This window comes from Vibrio diabolicus (assembly GCF_011801455.1).
In the GTDB taxonomy this organism is placed as follows: Bacteria; Pseudomonadota; Gammaproteobacteria; order Enterobacterales; family Vibrionaceae; genus Vibrio; species Vibrio diabolicus.
Genome location: NZ_CP042452.1, coordinates 747,637 through 766,806 on the forward strand (window position 1 = coordinate 747,637; position 19,170 = coordinate 766,806).

Consider the following 19,170-nt stretch of genomic DNA (forward strand, 5'->3'; position numbering starts at 1 on the left):
CAAAGCCGAATTCGTGGTGCTCGGGAATTCATATTGTGAGCCACATTTTCATGGTTATATTTTGTCCAACGATTTATGTCATTCAATATTTAATCGTCACGTTTTTCTCGTCACCAATATTGATTAAGTTGTCATCACGTTCAGGTGTATACAACATTCTTATTGCTTTTCTTCCATTATTGATTGCAACCGGTAGTTTGGCGTTTAGCTGAGCGTTTTCATCTATCTTCTTTTTTAAAACGACTACACTTATACGGAATAAGATATCAATTTCATATAATTAATCGATATTGCGGTGTTAGGACATGTGTCACATTTCTGTGACTACTAGTAAGTTTTACTTACTTTGCTCATTAGTGCGCCATTTATCGATTGTTTAATGAGTTGATACTTAGTCTAATCGTCTAAAGGTGTGCAGTATGCCGCACTAAATCATTTAAAAACTATCTAAAAAGGTTAATGGGAAACGTAGGCCATTAGCGGAGGTCAGATGAGTACGCAAACCGTGCCGCAGAACGCGATTGTAAATGCTGTCAAAGGTGAAGTCTTGGTTTTAGGTCTGGATGGAAAAGTCAGGTCTATAAAAGCGGGGGATGAGTTAATATCTGGCGAAGTGATCATTACTGAAAATAACGCTTCTCTTGATGTACAGATACATAATGAGCTGTATCTGATTGATGCTAATTGTGTCGCGTGCCTTCCAGAACCTTCTTTTGAACAACCAGAAACCTTGCTGCAATCTCCAGTTAATGGCCAGGTTACTTTCGATCCAACAGCTATCGAAGGTGCTAACTTTGACGCTAATGATGTCGCGGCTATCCAACAGGCCATTTTAGATGGTGCTGACCCGACTGCTATTTTGGAAGCAACGGCTGCTGGTGCTGGCGCTGAAGGCTCAGCCAATGCTGGCTACGTGACGGTTGAATATAATAACCCGGAAGTACTCGCGTCTACTTTTTTTGAAACGTCTGCAACTCGCAGCGGAGAAGATGATCGCGACGAAGATGACGGTTTGAATGTCACGATTTTTGCTGATGGTGGGCAGTCACTGCAATCTAGCGTAATAGAAGGCTCAATTTCTCTATCTAGCTACCCGCAAACCATTTCTTCTAGTGTGCTGGTTGAAGCAGGGGATCTCGCACTTGATACTGCTTCATTTGTACCTGAAACGTCCTCATTAGAGTCTTTGTTAACCGAGTTAAATAGTGACATTACCTCTGGTGGTCAGCCAGTGGCGTTCGTTTATGACGAAGCGCAAAATGCCATTATCGGCACTCAAGGTGGTAACGAAGTGCTTCGTATCGAGATCGAAGCGACATCTTTAGGCCGTGATTTAGAGTTAGAGGTCGTTACCACGATTAGCCAGGGTATTGACCATGTGGCGTCCATCGCTGATGGCCAAGTATCTATCGTCGGTGATCAAATCAATATCGCTTTTGACATTACAGGCGCAGATATTGGTGGTAATAGCATTCAAGCGCCTATCGATTTTACGACAACCGTTATTGATGGCGATGATCCTTCGCCGCAAAACGTTACTTTTGAAAACGTTGAATCTTCTTCTACACCAATCACTGGCACTTTTGTTGATATTGGTAGTGATCAATTGGCAACGGTCACGTTTAATCAAGAAGGACTTAGTCAGTTCGATGGCCTACTGAGTGATAATCAGGCGACAGAAGCGGTACTCTCTGAAGACGGCAGTACTATCACCTTGTCCATTGCTGGCTCGAATGAAACCGTCTTAACCATCAGTCTGAACACCGATGGTACCTACCAATTTGAGCAATTTAAGCCGTTAGAACAAACAAACGGTGAAGATACGATTGAGCTCTCTTTACCAACCACAATCGTTGACTTTGACCAAGATACGGCAAGCAATACCTTTACGATGTCCATTCTTGATGGCGATAATCCAGTGATTGAAAACGTGACGGGATTGTCTTTAGACGAGGCGGGGGTTGACCAAGGTTCACAGGAAGGCGCGGCAGTAACAAGTGGTACCGGGTCGATCACGACAGCGGTCGGTAGTGATATCATTGACCACTATGAGTTGGAACCTACAGAGTTTAACGTTGGTGGAGAACTCCAATCTCAAGGGCAGGTTGTTCAACTGGAACTCGCGTCCGAGAGTAACGGCGTGCGCACTTACGAAGGCTTCATCGAACTGGATGGCGAGCGTATTACCGTATTTGATGTGGCGATCGGTGCCCCTGCATTGGGCGAATATCAATTCAACTTGTATGAACAACTCGACCATACGGGTGCTAATGATGATGCGCTCACTTTCTCACTGCCAGTTTACGCGGTAGATGCGGATGGCGATCGCTCCTCGATTACCCAAGGTTCGAACACACCAGAAGCGGCGCAAATTGTCATTCAAGTTCAAGATGACGTTCCTACGATTGATGGCGTTGATGCGCTAGCCGTCGATGAAGACGATTTATCAAGCATCGGCTCCGATCAAAGCGATTCTGTGCTCGCGCAAGGCAGTTTCACGACGACTCAGGGCTCAGACCGTGTTGTAAGTTATCAATTAGAGAGCGGCACTGATCCACTCAATGGGTTGGAATCACAGGGTCGATCTATCTCTCTGACGGAAACTGTCAACTCAGATGGCAGCTTTACCTATTCTGCAACGGCAGAAGGGGACGCTATCTTCACCTTACAAGTGAACCCTGATGGTTCTTATTCATTTAGTCTTGAAGGCCCAATCGATCATGCTGTGGGTAGCGATAGCTTAACTCTAGACTTCACTATTGTCGCAACGGACTTTGACGGTGACACCAGTTCACTTGTTCTACCGGTAACCATTGCTGATGATGTGCCAACCATTAACGACGTTGTTGCTCTTACCGTCGATGAAGATGACTTAAGTTCGGTAGGCTCTGACCAATCACAGCCAACGTTGGTTGAAGGTCAGTTCACGACGACTCAGGGCTCTGATGGCGTCGTACAGTATCAGTTGGATGTAAACGCTGATCCTTTAAATGGCCTGCAATCTCAAGGGCAAACCGTCTCCATTGCCGAAACGCAAAATGCAGACGGCAGTTACGCCTACAGCGCAACTGCAAATGGCAGTGCAGTTTTCACATTAATTTTGAATACTGATGGCTCGTACAGTTTTGAACTGCAAGGTCCAATCGACCATGCGGCAAATAGCGACAGCTTAACCCTTGATTTTAGCGTTATTGCTACCGATTTCGATGGTGACACAAGCCAAATCGTACTGCCTGTTACCATCGTGGATGATAAACCGACCATTACCGATGTCGGTGCGATTACCGTTGATGAAGATGACTTAGGCACGATTGGTTCGGATCAAACTGACCCGATTTCAATCGATGGCAACTTCACCACCACACAAGGTTCTGACCGAGTAGTGAGCTATCAGCTTGACGCGTCTGCAACACCAGTGGCTGGACTCACATCGCAAGGCGTGGCAGTCACGCTAACTGAAACCGTAAACGGCGATGGCAGCTTTACTTACGAGGCGACAGCGGGGACTGAAGCGGTCTTTACGCTGACAGTGAATACCGATGGCTCTTATAACTTCACGCTAGAAGGGCCAATTGATCATGCTGTCGATAGCGACGAGTTGACGCTCAACTTCCCAATCATCGTGACCGACTTTGATGGTGATACCACAAACGCCACGATCCCTGTGACGATCGTGGACGATAAGCCAGTGATTACTGACGTAGATGCCATTACGGTTGATGAAGATGATCTAGCGTCAATTGGTTCAGACCAAAGCAATCCAATTTCTATTGATGGCAGCTTCACCACCACGCAAGGCTCAGACCGTGTGGTGAGCTACCAGTTAGATGCCTCTGCAACACCAGTTGACGGTTTAACATCGCAAGGTGTGGCTGTCACGCTAACAGAAACCGCAAATGGTGATGGTAGTTTCAGTTATGAAGCGACAGCGGGTTCTGAAGCGATCTTTACGCTGACTGTGAATACTGATGGTACTTACAACTTCACGCTTGAAGGACCAATTGATCATGTGGTTGATAGTGATGAGTTGACACTGAACTTCCCAATTATAGCCACCGACTTTGATGGCGACACAGTAACTGAAATCATTCCAGTCACGATTGTTGATGATGTACCGACTATTACAGCGGTTGATGCGCTGAATGTTGATGAGGATGACCTTAACGTTGTAGGTTCCGACCCAGGCGGCGATCTGTTCGTTAAAGGCGCGTTTACCACCACACAAGGCTCTGACCGAGTGGTGAGCTACCAACTGGATTCAACCTCTGATCCTGTCGCGGGCCTGACGTCTCAAGGTGAGGCGATTACCTTGGTCGAAACCGCGAATGGTGACGGCAGCTTTACCTATGTCGCGACCGCAGGTGGCAATCCAGTATTCACGTTAAACGTCGCAACAGATGGTACTTACGACTTTACGCTGCAAGGCCCAATCGATCATGCGGCCAACAGCGACAGCCTAACGATTGATTTCCCAATTGTTGCCACCGACTTTGATGGTGATACAACTTCAGCAAGCATTCCAGTCACGATCACGGATGATGCACCATTCATCGATAATGTCGTGCCTCTGGCTGTCGACGAAGATGATTTATCAGGCATTGGCTCAGACCAAACTGACGCTGTGTTTGTTAAAGGCGCGTTTACTACTACCCAAGGCTCAGACCGTGTGGTGAGTTACCAACTGGATTCAACTTCTGATCCTGTTGCAGGCTTAACTTCTCAAGGTGAGCCTGTTACTTTGGTAGAGACTGCGAATGCCGATGGCAGCTTTACTTACGTTGCTACCGCGGATGGCAACCCTGTCTTCACCATGAATGTGAATGCTGATGGCACATACAGCTTCCGTCTGGAAGGGCCAGTCGATCACGCGTTAAACAGCGATGAATTAGTTCTGAACTTCCCAATCATTGCAACCGACTTTGATGGCGATACGACGACGGCGACCATTCCAGTCACGATTACTGATGACGTTCCAACCATTGATAACGTTGTCCCACTGACAGTAGACGAAGATGATCTCGCCTCAATTGGCTCAGACCAAAACGATGATGCGTTTATGTCGGGTTCTTTCAGCACGACTGAAGGCTCGGACAGTGTTGTTAAATACCAGCTTGATGCAACAGCAGATCCAGTAGCAGGGTTGACCTCTCATGGTGAACCTGTCGTGCTTGCTGAGACGTCAAACGGTGATGGTAGCTTTACTTACATTGCCACAGCAGATGGCAATGCCGTATTTGAATTAGTGCTGAAGCCAGATGGCAGCTACACCTTTACTCTGCAAGGTCCACTAGACCATGCGATGAATAGCGACAGCCTACAAATCTATTTCCCGATTATCGCAACAGACTTTGATGGCGACACTTCAACTAAAATACTGCCTGTCACTATTGTTGATGATCAGCCAAGCATCACTAATGCTGATGCGATCAGCGTGGATGAAGATGACTTGGCTACGATTGGCTCTGATCAAAACGAGTCCGTGTCGATTGATGGTCACTTTGTCACGATGGGTTCTGATCATGTTGTGCGTTATCAGTTAGACGCGTCCTCTAACCCTATTAATGGCTTAACCTCACACGGGGTAGTGGTGACAATGACGGAAAGCGCGAATGCGGATGGCAGTTTCACCTATACCGCTACCGCAGGATCAGAAGCCGTATTTACCTTGACGGTGAACAGCGACGGCAGTTACAACTTCACGCTTGAAGGTCCAATTGACCATGCAACAGGTAGTGATGAGCTGACGCTGAACTTCCCAATCATCGCGACAGATTTTGATGGTGATACCACCACAGAAACGATCCCAGTCACCATCGTCGATGACAAGCCGACTATTACTGATGTCGATGCGATTACCGTGGATGAAGATGATTTAGCCACGATTGGCTCAGACCAAACTGACCCGATTTCAATCGATGGCAACTTCACCACCACGCAAGGCTCTGACCGAGTGGTGAGCTATCAGCTTGATGCTTCTGCAACACCGGTGGCTGGACTCACATCACAAGGCGTGGCAGTTACATTGGCTGAAACCGCAAACGGCGATGGAAGCTTTACCTATAAAGCAACAGCGGGTTCTGAAGCGGTCTTTACGCTGACGGTGAATACCGATGGTAGCTATCAGTTTACGCTTGAAGGGCCAATCGACCATGCTGTTGATAGCGACGAGTTAACGCTCAACTTCCCAATCATCGCAACAGATTTTGATGGTGACACGTCTGCTGAGACAATTCCTGTCAAGATCGTTGATGACAAGCCGACACTTGGTGGCATTGAAGCAACCAGTGTGCAAACGGTTGATGAGGACGATATCCCAACAGTCGGATCTGATGGTACGCAATCGAACAGCATTGCTGGTAACTTCATCGCGACTGATGGCTCTGATGGCATTGTGGAGTACGGCGTTTCTGACCTAGCGACGTCAGTACAAGGCCTGACCTCAGGTGGTCAATCATTGGTTATGGTTGAAGTATCAAACGCAGGTGGCGTTTCAGTTTACGAAGCTCGTATTGATGGCACGACGACACCAGTATTCCGTGTGACACTCGATGCCTCTAATGACAGCTACACGTTCGATTTGCTTGCTCCTCTCGATCATCCAAATGCTGATGGCCAAAATGAACTGGTCATCAATTTGCCGATAAACGCGAGTGACTTTGATGGAGACGTGTCGAACAGCATCACCTTACCAATTACGGTTGTGGATGATGTTCCGACCATTGATGGTTTACTAGCAGGCAGCGAACAAACCGTTGATGAAGATGACCTACCAGGAGGTACAGATGCTGCAAGTGCAGAAGATACTGTTATTTCAGGTACTTTTGATATCACCGAAGGTGCTGACCAAGTTGCTTCTATTCAGCTCAGTGACCTGACAACGCCTGTTGCGTCACTGACTTCAGATGGTGACGCTATCACCTTAGTTTTGTCTTCTAGTACAAACGGCGTGAACGTATACCAAGGTATCGCTGGCAATCCTGCTGAAGTGGTGTTCGAACTGACGTTGGATGCAACGAACAACACCTACGAGTTCGATTTACAGAAGCCGCTTGATCATCCAGATGGTAATCAGCAAAACGAGATTGTTATTAACCTCCCTGTGACGGCGACAGACAATGATGGTGATACTTCACCAGCCTTCACATTGCCAATTACCGTTGTGGACGATGTTCCAGTTGTTACCAATATTGAAAGTCTGCGTGTCGACGAAGATGACTTACCTCTTGGTTCTGATGGCACTAAAGAGCCATTAACGGTATCAGGTGAATTTGAAGTCACTAGCGCAGATGGTATTGATGCTTTCGAATTGGATCTGAGCTCAAATCCTATCCCGAATCTGAAATCGGGTGGAGAAGAGGTAACAGTTTCTCAAGACGTTGGTGCTTCAACTGCTGACGCGCTTGTTTACGTGGGACAAACTCCGAGCGGAGTGACGGTCTTCACGTTGACACTTCATCAAGATGGTAAATACGACTTTGAGTTATCTGGTCAGTTAGATCACGCGGTTAACTCTGATGAGATTTTGTTGAATCTACCTGTGAAGATTACAGATGGCGACAACGATACCATCACTGCTACCTTGCCAGTGACCATCGTAGATGACAAGCCAACCATTGATGCTATTAGCTCTGGTAGTACCTTGTCTGTGGATGAGGATGATATTCCAAGCCAAGGTTCGGACGACACGCCAGAATCCAATATCATTGGTGGCAATTTTGAGGTTACCGATGGTGCTGATACTATAGTTAGCTTCCAATTGGACAGCTTAACATCGCCTGTTTCTGGCCTTACCTCAGGTGGTCAGCCGCTTGAATTGGTTGAGTTCTCAAATTCAAATGGTGTGATTGAGTACCGAGCCTATGTTCAAGGTACGACGGATACCGTCTTTAAACTGACGCTAAATGGTTCAGCAGACAGCTATGAATTTGAACTGTTGGGTGCACTTGATCATCCTGCGGGTAACGATGAAAACTCGTTAGTCATCAACTTCCCAGTCAACGCGACCGATTTTGACGGCGATGTGTCCAATAACATCACCTTGCCGATCACTGTGGTGGACGATGTTCCAGCGATTGTGAAAGTGACAGACTCTAGCCAACAAACCGTTGATGAAGATGATCTTGCTGGTGGCTCAGACACGACAAGTGGCGATTCAACGGTATTAACTGGTGGATTTGAAGTCGTTGATGGTGCGGATGAGATTGTCAGCTACCAAGTTTCTGACCTCAATGCGGTTGTGTCTGGCTTAACTTCAAACGGCAACAGCATCGAGTTGAATGTGGTGAGCTCGGTTGGTGGTGTAACCAGTTACCAAGCGGTGATCACTGGCACATCAACTAAGATCTTCACGTTGTCTCTTGATGCGAATAACGACAGTTACCAATTTGAACTGTTGGGACCAATCGACCATGACGCTGTTCAAGGTGAAAACAACCTTGTCATTTATATCCCAATTACAGTTACAGATTTTGATGGTGATACGTCATCATCATTGAACCTTCCAATTACCATTGTTGATGACATTCCTGAAATCACATCAGCAGATCCTTTGGCTGTTGACGAGGATGACCTTGCTAATGGCTCTCAGGCAACCAATAAAGACAGCCTAGAAGCAACGGGTAATTTCGATACGGTGGAAGGGGCAGATACGGTTGTCTCTTACCAGTTGGATCTTACTTCTAACCCGATCCCAGGAGTAACTTCAGGTGGCCTCGCGGTGACGTTAGTTCAAACCGCGGTAAGCAACAACAACTTTACTTATCAAGGTCAAACACCTGATGGTAATTCAGTGTTCACGCTAGTTTTGAACGCTGACGGCTCTTACAAGTTTACGCTTGAAAGGGCGCTAGACCACTCAACCCAAGGCGAAGATACACTCATACTTGATCTCCCAGTCTTCGCGACCGATGTCGATGGCGATACGGCCGGTATTAACTTACCAGTGACGATTACCGATGATGTTCCAACCTTGTACGATGCATCTATTTCGCGTGTTGAGGGGCAAGGCAGCCGCACGGTTCATTTATTCCAAGACCCTGTAGAAGGTGATGACGATCTTGGTGCTGACGGCGCACAAATAACTTCATTTTCGGCTGATGATTCAGGCATTTACTTTAAGCAAAACGGTGTTGATTCCGATTCTGTCGATTTGAACGGCAGCGACCAAGTCGTATTTGTTCACAAGGTTCTTGACGGAGTGGATACTGAAATAGGTCGTTTGGTTGTTCGAACTGATGGCAGTGTGTCATTCCGTCCGAATGGCGATCTTGACCATACAGAAACCGACTCGATTGATTTCACCATCAACGTTGTTGCAACCGATGGTGATGGCGATATCGCAGATGCCGATGTGGATATCTCGATAAGAGACCGCAATGCACAAATTGACACGTCTACCGTTATTGCGTTCGAGGACCAAGGGCGTGATGGTGTCGTTGTGGGCGTTGACTCTGCAAATACGCAGGACAACTTGTCGACGCTGGATGTGACGCCGGCGAAAGTCGACTTGGTTATCAATTTACACGATATCGACCGTAACGAGAGCTTAGGTGACATCACGATTCGAGATGCAAGCACGCACAACGGTACTTTCTATTACCGAGATGGCAGCGGTAACTTCATTGAACTGACACCAGTAGGCGATACGGTTGTTCTCGATGCGTCGAATGTCGAGCAGTCATTCAATGGTGAGCTTGTCTCGTTAGATAACTTGTACTTCGTACCAGATCGTCATACCTCGACTGACGTTTCAGGTATTGATCCTCGTATTCGCGTTGAAATACTGAACAATGGCTCAGCTGACCACGTTATTAATGGTAATTTGAATATTCAAGTTGAGAGTGTGGCAGATATTGCGACTTGGACGACGAGCAGCGAGTTTAACTATTCTGTCGATGAAGACGGAAACAACGTCGCACTTAACATCACGGCTGAAACTCAAGATACTAGTAACCCTGAAGGAATTGTGTACGAACTCGTCTTTACACAAGGGGAAGATAACGCAGAGTTAGTCTATTCAGATGGTAGTGCGATACCAAAATCTGGTGGTGTTTATCTCGTAGATGCCAGCCGAATTGGTGACGTTCAAATTGATCCAATCGATAATTTCTCGGGCGAAATCAAGATTGATGTAACCGCGATTACAACAGAAAACAATAATCCGTTATCAGGGAAGGAAACGGCACGTTCAGAGACAGAAACTATCATCATTGATGTTAACCCAATCGCGGACCCAGGTAGTTTTACGGTCAACCGAATCAATGTCTTTGAGGATAACGCTCGAACTCAAGATACCGTCAATCCTGTCACGGATCATGATCCACTTCAGTTAAGTGAAGTGATTACCATGAAGCCGTCTGCGGATTTAGATGGTTCTGAAGCACTATTTGTGCGTATTTCTGACTTCTCAATTGATGGCGTTACGTTAGTGTGGCTTGATTCAGCAAACCCAAGCCAAATCGTAGAAGTAACCGATTCAAGCGGCAATGTACTCTATTACGAAGTGCCAGAATCTGAGTTAGCCAAGGTCGAAGTGCTTCCTCCGTTGCACAGCAATGATGACTTTACTTTCAACGTTGAAGGTATCGTCAAAGACACGGCATCGTTATCTAGTGGGGTTGCCGAAGATATGTTGTCACTAGGCAGCAAAACAGTGATCGTCGGTGTGAAAGGCGTAGCTGACATACCATTTATTGAGCTTAATGATAAATCAGGGATCTGGCATGAGTTTAATGACGGCAATGTAAGAGGTATTGAGACTAATATCGATGAGAATGGTCAAGTAGAGTTGGGCTTTAGTGTCATCTCTGGCGAGTTACCAGATAACCCGAATGATCACTCAGAGTCGGTTACGGTTCTGCTGTCCAATATTCCGGCAGGTGTCGAGGTATTTGATAGCGATGGTGCATCCGTCGATCTGACCTTTGTAGGCTATGACGCGCAAAATCAGCCAATCTATGAAGCCAATATCACCACGGCGAATATTAATTCTGGAATTGTTATTAAACCGGAAGCGTCATCGACGGAGAACATTCATATTACAGCGACGACGATCGTCACAGAGAATGATGGTCACAGTCGAACCTCATCGGGTGAGATCCGAATTATTGTCGCTCCTGTCATTGATGCGCAAGATAACTACACGGTTCAATCAGAAGGTGATGAAGATACACGCTTTAATATTGATTGGAAGCCAACGTTGGCTCAAAGCCCTGATACAGACGAGTTCTTTAGTGAGGTGACGATTTCTGGATTTCCTCCAGGCAGCACGGTTTATGTCGATGGCGTAGCACAAACATTGGTTTCTGGAACATTAACACTTTCGCCACTAGCGAACGAGTCGGAGCAAGACTTTTCTGCTCGAATCTCTCAAAGCGGGTATGTCCAGGTGCAATTAGAGCAAGACTCTAGTACTGACTTTGATTTGAATACTACGGTGACGGTGAAAGAGATTGACCACGAATATGTCGATGCTTCTAATCCAGGGCAGGGAATTGCAGAAAAAACCATCAATGGCATGGTGCATGTCCAAGTCAATCCAATCGTTGAGCCAGAAAATACAACAGGATCGCTAGACGCCCAGACACGTTTGCTTGTTACTGAAAGCACTGGCGTTGTCACTGACATCGTGAAGTCAGACGGTCAAGGGAACATTGATTTTACGATCAATACTTCAACGGGTGGGGAGTCTGGTGCGAATATCATCAAATACCAAGAGTTTGACGCCTCTTCAGATGAAGTAGTGACTCAGCTTGTTGTTCAGTTCCACAATGTTGACCCTGAGATTCTCAATCAATTGGTCATTGTTGGTGCATTGAACGAAGGCGGCGGTCGATGGACAGTCATTGACGAAGAAAACTTCTCGATTAAAGCGCCTTCGGGTCTTGATTTAACGCCAAACGACGACAGCGATGATGGTGACAACGGCGGTCTATCTCAAATTGGGTTAACCATCTATGCCGAGGTCAACGATTTAGGTGAAGATGCCGTTGAAAAAGACGCAACAGTAGTAAGAGAAACTGACGTGACACTTGAGTTTCCGACGGTTCTCACGCCGCAAACAAGTGTTGCAGCTGAAATTCAGGTGGCTGATGACGTCCAAATTGAAGCATCGGAAGATAATGCGATCTACCTTGGCACTCAATTGACGTCGAAAGTCGATGCGATTAATGCGGATGGTGTGGAAGATGTTTTGACTGTTGTTATTGACCCATCTGCACCCGGTATTCCTCCAGGCTTGGTGATAACAGGCACTGATATCGATTTTGTCAATGGTAAATACGTTTTCCAAGCAGATATTGATGCTAGTGGCAATATCACAGGTTTGGACGGTTTAACGATGCACTTGGCAGAAGATTACGCTGGTGATTTCGAATTGCCTGTGAGGTTTGTCACCAAAGACACAGAGTCTGGCGACGAAAAAGAAAACAACGTGCGAATTCCAGTTCAAGTTTTACCGATTGCAGATGTTCCGAGTTCGGCGGGTGATCAGCCATTAGATGGTGATGTTACACCAAATGTGACAGTGGATATCACAGGTACTCTCGGTTTAGACGCGAACAAACAACCCGTTGATGACCTAAATAACGATGTACCAACGGCGGATGGTGTGGGTTATGAAGATGGTTTAATCCAGCTTAATCTGAATGTCGATTTTGCCGACCGTTATAACAATATCCAAGGTGGTCAGGAAACGCTAACGAATATTAAGTTAGCACTCGATGACACAACACTGGGGGAGTTTGTTGACGCAAATGGCAATAGCTTAGGGACAAGTATTGAGTTTAATGAAGCTGAGATTTTAGCGGGTGCGCTTGATAATGTTCTGTTTAAGCCGAAAGAAAATTATCCCGTAGGTGGGGGACAAAACACCGTCAAGATTAATATCGAAGGAGAGATCACGGACGAGGCTGTATTTGATCAGTCTATCCTAAATAACCCTGGCGATAATATCGATATAAGAACTTTTACTGATGACGTGACATTCGAAGTTACGCCAGTGGTGGACGATATTACGATTACAGGTGCCGATCCTACGAAGCCAATTACCGTGGTTGGTGACGAAGATACTTTAATTTCGTTGAATCAATCAGGCTCTGGGGTTTCGATCAGCTTAAACGATAATGATGGCTCTGAAAGTTTCGTTTCACTCAAGTTAACAGGGATCCCTGATGATTTTGTCGTGCAATCCAATTCCTCTGATTATGTTGTTAAGAACAACGGCGGAGGAGAATGGAGTATTCAGCTAAAAGACCTTACTCAGACATCCGTTGATTTGAGTGACATCCAAATCAAACCGCCGAAAAACTTCAGTGGCGAGGCAGAGATTGGCATTACCGTGTTCATCCAAGAAGAATTGTTACAAGTACCAACTGAGCGAACTAATAACTTTACGCTGGTTGTGAATCCTATTGGCGATGATGTTGATGTGAATCCTGATACTTCAGCTGCGGGGAATGAGGGAGAAGATATTGTTATCAACGTCAATGCGTTGGTGGTTGATAACAAAGAGTCCATCGGAGATGGCGCAACCTACCAGGAAAATGATCCAGAGACGCTGAGAGTTGAGATTTCAAATGTCCCTGATGGGGCGAGTGTTTCATTACCTGATGGAACGGTGTTTACTGACCAAGGAAATGGCGTCTTCGTATTAGAAATCGATGCTCAAGATTTGGATCAAGTGGTCTTTAATTCTGGTGATCGAAACGATAACTCATGGGGAGGGTCACTGCATTTCAAAGTGCAAGCCGTTGATACCGGGCTCGATGGTCGCCAAAATTTAGGTTCAGCCGAGGAGTTTGACGTAGCTGTTGATGTTGAAGCGGTGAATGATCGACCGGACTTCGTGAATGTCATTGACGTTGAAACACCAGAAGACAACGCTATCCTGCTGGATACATTTGGTATTTCGGATATGGATGCGGTACTTGATGATCCTACCGCAGAGTATGTCTTGAATATTGCTGTCGATAGCGGTTACTTGGCGCTCAATCCATCGATTATTGCCAATTACGGATTGACGGTTTCAGGAGACGGCACGGGTTCAATTGAACTGAAAGGAACCGTATCTGACCTTAACGCCGCTATCGCTGATGGTTTAGTGGAGTTTAACCCAGCGCTTAACTTCTTTGGTAACGTCAATGTCGACATCTCTGTCGATGACCAAGGCAACGAAGGTATCGTGATTAGCGGTGTCGATGAAACACTCAATTCAAATAGCAGCCAATTTGTAATTGAAGTCACAGAGGTGAACGATGCGCCAACAACATCGGAAGTGACGCTGACAAGTATTGATGAAGACAGCGGCGCTGTTATTGTTACCGCAGCGGATTTGCTGGTTAATGCTGTTGATATTGAGTCGGACAATTTAACCGTTAGCAATGTTACGCTTGTCGACCCTGCAACAGGGACGCTTACTCAACTGAGCTCAACGGAGTGGAGCTTTGAACCTGCTCCTGATTTTTACGGAGATGTAAGCTTTAATTACGATATTACGGATGATGGCATGACCAATGGCGTCTCGGATCCGAAGACCGTCAGTGGCTCAGCCGTGATGACAGTGCAGGCGATTAACGATGCTCCGGAGATTGATGGCTCAATGGTCACAAATACGATTATGGAGTCATCGGATCAAAAAATCTCAGGTATCGAAATTACCGATGTTGATTTTGCAGGTATTCATGAGAATGAAATCATGACGGTGTCACTCAGCATAGATGAGGGTGATATAAGTGTTCTTGTCCCGGCTGGGAGTGGCATTACTCAAGGCGTTGGTTTAGCAGGTGAAACTGTACTGATGGGGACCTTGTCTCAGCTTAATAGTCTTTTCGCTTCGACGGATCCGGATGCCGGTGTATTTATTGATGCCAGTGACGTGAACAGCAATTCTATTGCGCTTACCGTTACCGCTAATGACAACGGTATCTTCTATGACAACTTAACGGGTACCTCACTACAAACATCAGAAACGTTTGATATTAATGTAACGCCGGTCGCTGACGTACCAAACCTAGGCATTGATCAGAACTTTAGTTACATTCAAAGAATTAGTGCGAGTCAAAGTGCAAGCCGTCAAGGCATCGCGCTGGTGGGTATTATGGCGGCGTTGACCGATGTCGATGAAGTACTGGCCTTAGAGCTCACTGGCGTGCCAAGAGGAGCCACTATCACGAGTGAAGCTACAACATCGAATATCAGCTTTAATGGTACAACATGGACTGTTCCAGAAGATGAAATTGATACGCTACACATCAATAATGCGATCCCGGGAGATTACGATATTACATTGACTGCGGTTTCTACTGCATCAAATGGTGACCAAGCGTATTCAACGCCATTAGATATTAATCTAAACGTTACACTAAATAGTCAAGATATTGATCAGTCTGCTGAAAGTGAAGACAGCTATCTTATTGGTAGTGATGCAGGCATTACTTTAGCAGCAGGTACGGGAGATGATTATATCCTAGGAGGAGATGGAGATGACGTGCTTATCGGCGGACTAGGCTCTGATATTCTGACTGGTGGTGCGGGTAGCGATATCTTTAAATGGACAGAAGATACGGTGGATAATGGTGCGATTGACACCATCACTGACTTTAGCGTTAATGAGGACACCATTGACCTCAAAGACGTGATCGCTGATTTGAATGATCCAACGGCAGGTATTGATGATTTACTTGCGCACATTCAAGCCGATTACGACGCATCAACAGAAAATGTTTCTCTGAACATTACGACGGATGCAAATGTCCAGCAAACCATAGTTGTGGAAAACTTAGGTACATCGATAGACTTCAACGGTCTTAGCTCCAATGAGATTGTAGAGTCATTGCTGAATCACGGTGTTATTGATAACGGATAAGTTTGGATTCAACATAAAACGGGCGGCTTTAACAAGGCGTCCGTTTTTATTGGGAGTTATTGGTTTTTATCGAGACTTATTGAATCGAAATATCAAAACATTAGGTAGCAAAAGAGGGCTTGTTACGGATTTGTAGTGACAGGTCGGAACTAAGAAGTTTTAGACGTGGATATCGAGTAAGCTGCCAATGACTTCATTGTTTTTCTCAATGACGGATGCACCCACTCTGTTGTAACCTGCAGCTTGCGTCAGGTTGATGAGTGATTCAACTTTTTGAGAGGGGAGGCTAGGAGTTGAAGCGGTTATTGCGACATCTGCCACTTTAGCCAAATCGATGTTGTGAGAAGCGATCTCTTCTTTCACTTTACCTAAATTATCATTAATGCCATGCGCGGCTTTTTCAGCCATCTGCTGTGACATCTGAACAATTTGGTGCCCAGATTGAATTCCTGATACAGGCATATCACCACTCCCATTACTATGCTAATGAGAGCATAGGTGGAGTTTATAAAACGTTCAAGTGTTTTATATCAATGATTTGATTAAGCAAACAGTTTAGAAAGCATTTCTCGCTCTTCAACAGAAAGTACTGGGTTTTGCGTTTTGTTTAACTTTACGCTTATCTCACCCTGTAATGATTTCAACTGACTCGCCGTTAAATCGCTGAGCTTTTGTTTAAGTTCATTAAATTGTTGTGCGTTCATCTCAATACCCTCGTTGTAATTCGGTTTATCCTTCATTTCCCGAAATTCTTCGTCCTTTGGATACAACATATTTATTCAACCTAGATAGATTAGAATTTGATCGATTGCTTTTTGTCCGAATATTGTCAAGGTGCGTTAAGTGATACGTCAGATTTTTCCTATGAAGGTACATAATTACCCACTTTGGGGTAGATAGAAAAGTAGAAAGAAAAAAGGAAGCGACAATCCGCTTCCCTTTTCTATCCGTGTGTTACTAGTTAACCCTCACTGCAAACTTACTGGCGAGTGAATGTAGCTCTGGGAGCATGCGATAGATAAGGTGAAGTTGCTGCAATACCATGCGAGCGGAACTATCATCTTCATCTCGCCACTCATTTAAGCGTTGCTCAAGTCCCGCGTCGTCAATATTAGATAAATCGCACTCTTCGCAATGCTGGTGAAGCTGTTTATGGAGAACGTCTAAATGCTGATGAATACAGCGGTGCGCATCTAAAACGAGCTTATGAATAGACTCATCTTCAATGCGAGTTCGGTGCGCGCCAAGAGCAGAAATATAGTTCAGCATTGCGTGATTTAACGTTAAGAAGCGGAAGCTCTCATCAACGGCAGCACGATATTTACCAGGTTCCGCAAGCATTGTACTGATGGCAGAAGAAAGTGAGGCATCACTGTTATGGGCCTGACGACGAGCAATGCGATAGCTCAAGTTGTCCTTTTTACCAATTCGATACTGACCAATGATCTGATCGAGATACTGTTTGTTAGCATCTATCGCATCCGACATGACTTTGTGCAGCCTTCTCGATTGCCAATCTGGCAAAATAACCAGCACGGCTCCTACAGCAAGCACACACCCGATGAGGGTATCAGCTAGTCGAGGAAGCACAACCGCGTAACCTTCACCTAACTGGTTGAATAAGAAGAGGACCAGTAGTGTGATAAAACCGGTTGCGTATCCGTAATTGTTCATCCGAAAGGCGAAAAACATCACGCCAGAAATAACGATGAATACTAACTGGCTTTCTTGAGAAGGGAAGAAAGTCAGTAATGGTACGCCAATTAACAAACCAGCTAATGTGCCTATGACTCGCGCTGTCAATTTTTGACGTGTTGCGCTGTAGTTCGGCTGACACACGAAGAGAGTGGTTAAGAGTATCCAGTAACCTCGGTCGATGTTGAATACTTGAATGATTCCATAACCAATCGTCAAAGCAATCGACATACGCAATGCGTGTCGAAACAGCATCGAATCTTTGTGTAAATTCGCGGATATACGCTGCCACATGGCTTTTAATGTGTGCGGGTTAGTATCGGCGAGCGTATCTTCCTCTAGGCCCTCAACATCTGGGTTGTTAATGTTATTCAGTTGCTTTTCTACCGTCGCTAAGTTATTGAATAAATATGTTAACTGCATTAGCAGACGTTTCCAGTGTCCTTGCTTTTGTTCTTCTAAGTAAGCAAGTGAATTTTGCACTTCAGCTAAGGCCAAGATGGACTGATCGGTATGTGAGTATTCATTCCCTAGCTGAATCGCTAATGCAATATCGCGACACGCTTGGGCTTGAGATTCCAAAAGATATTTAAAACGAAACAGCACATCAAAACGTTCAAATTCAGTTGCTAAATCTTGATAGCGGTAATGGCTAGAGCTGACTCGTTCGTGGATGTCTTGAGCGATGAAGTAGATATTTAAGAATCGGTCACTAGGGCCATCAATGTGGCCGCGTTTCGAGCGGTTTAGTAATGTCGCTTTGCAAGCGTTTAGCGCCATCACCGTCGCTGCGTTGCACTTGGCGGCTTCAATCCGAAGTGGCTGTGGCGTTAGGTTGGTGACAGGGTGAAAAAGCTTGGCTTTCGCATCGAGATAATTTGCCATTTGGAAGAACACATTGGCTAAGCTTTGTTGCACAGGCTGAAGAGGCCAAAATATCTGCCAAATCATCGACATGAAGTAATACCAAGCCGCACCAGTTAAAAGCAGCAGTGGCTGAAACCAAATGTTAGTACTTTCATGTGCGCCAAGCATGGTGTAAATGGCGATCAGCAAAGAGCCAAAAGCAATGCTCGCATATTTAGGACCTATCGCTCCAAGAATGATAAAACCAAAGGTTGAGATAAATAACCCTAATGCAAATGCCCAAGGGGTGTCGAATAAGATTTCAATTGAGAAAGCGGCGAGCGCAAAACAGAGAAAAGTCAGAATCAGCGCTTTGATGCGCCCAGTGAAGCTGTCATCACTCTCTGCCAAAGCAGCAGCAATAACGCCCAATATTAGAGGCGTGATCAGCGTGTTTTGCTCGAAGTACCAAGTCGGGATAACCACACCCAGTAAGGTGATTAGGATAAGAACGCTGTAATTTATGGTCTTGTTTGCCCAATAGAGCCGAAATTTAGAAGTTGCTTGCACAATGCGCCTTATGTTTCCGATGAAGAACGGGGGAATACTACCAAACCCACTATAGCGCGTTTATGATTTACTTTAAGAAAAATTCGTTGTTGTCGATAAAATCAACAGGGATGTCATTGACTTATACTAAAGCAGCCTCGCAATGTGTCTATAATTGTAAAGTCAGCTTCAAATAGAATGAGCTTTAGGTTACTAAA

At 45.5% G+C, this 19,170-nt stretch carries 4 protein-coding genes; 1 reads left to right on the top strand and 3 read right to left on the bottom strand.

Annotated features, from left to right (window positions below; all coding sequences use genetic code 11):
* The first annotated feature begins 490 nt into the window (after nt 1-490).
* Nucleotides 491-15,862 (top strand): retention module-containing protein, encoded by a 15,372-nt coding sequence (locus FR741_RS18680; RefSeq protein WP_167427420.1) that lies wholly within the window; start codon nt 491-493, stop codon nt 15,860-15,862.
* Between the two features lie 159 nt (nt 15,863-16,021).
* Here the strand turns inward: FR741_RS18680 and FR741_RS18685 are convergent, their stop codons facing one another.
* The 3 genes from FR741_RS18685 to yccS all read right to left on the bottom strand — a co-directional run bounded on the left by FR741_RS18685 (nt 16,022) and on the right by yccS (nt 18,973).
* Nucleotides 16,022-16,324: a hypothetical protein gene (locus FR741_RS18685; RefSeq protein ID WP_005396673.1), complete on the bottom strand. Its 303-nt coding sequence runs from the start codon at nt 16,322-16,324 to the stop codon at nt 16,022-16,024.
* Between the two features lie 80 nt (nt 16,325-16,404).
* Complete coding sequence (locus tag FR741_RS18690) at nt 16,405-16,635, bottom strand: hypothetical protein (RefSeq protein WP_041853076.1); 231 nt, start codon at nt 16,633-16,635, stop codon at nt 16,405-16,407.
* A gap of 184 nt (nt 16,636-16,819) precedes the next feature.
* Nucleotides 16,820-18,973, bottom strand: a complete 2,154-nt coding sequence (gene yccS / locus FR741_RS18695; RefSeq protein ID WP_167427421.1) for a YccS family putative transporter — start codon at nt 18,971-18,973, stop codon at nt 16,820-16,822.
* Between the last annotated feature and the right edge of the window lie 197 nt (nt 18,974-19,170).

What these genes read in the sequence shown, in the direction of transcription:
- FR741_RS18680 (WP_167427420.1), top strand. Translation starts at nt 491, where the DNA reads ATGAGTACGCAAACCGTGCCGCAGAACGCGATTGTAAATGCTGTCAAA.
- FR741_RS18685 (WP_005396673.1), bottom strand. Translation starts at nt 16,324, where the DNA reads ATGCCTGTATCAGGAATTCAATCTGGGCACCAAATTGTTCAGATGTCA.
- FR741_RS18690 (WP_041853076.1), bottom strand. Translation starts at nt 16,635, where the DNA reads ATGTTGTATCCAAAGGACGAAGAATTTCGGGAAATGAAGGATAAACCG.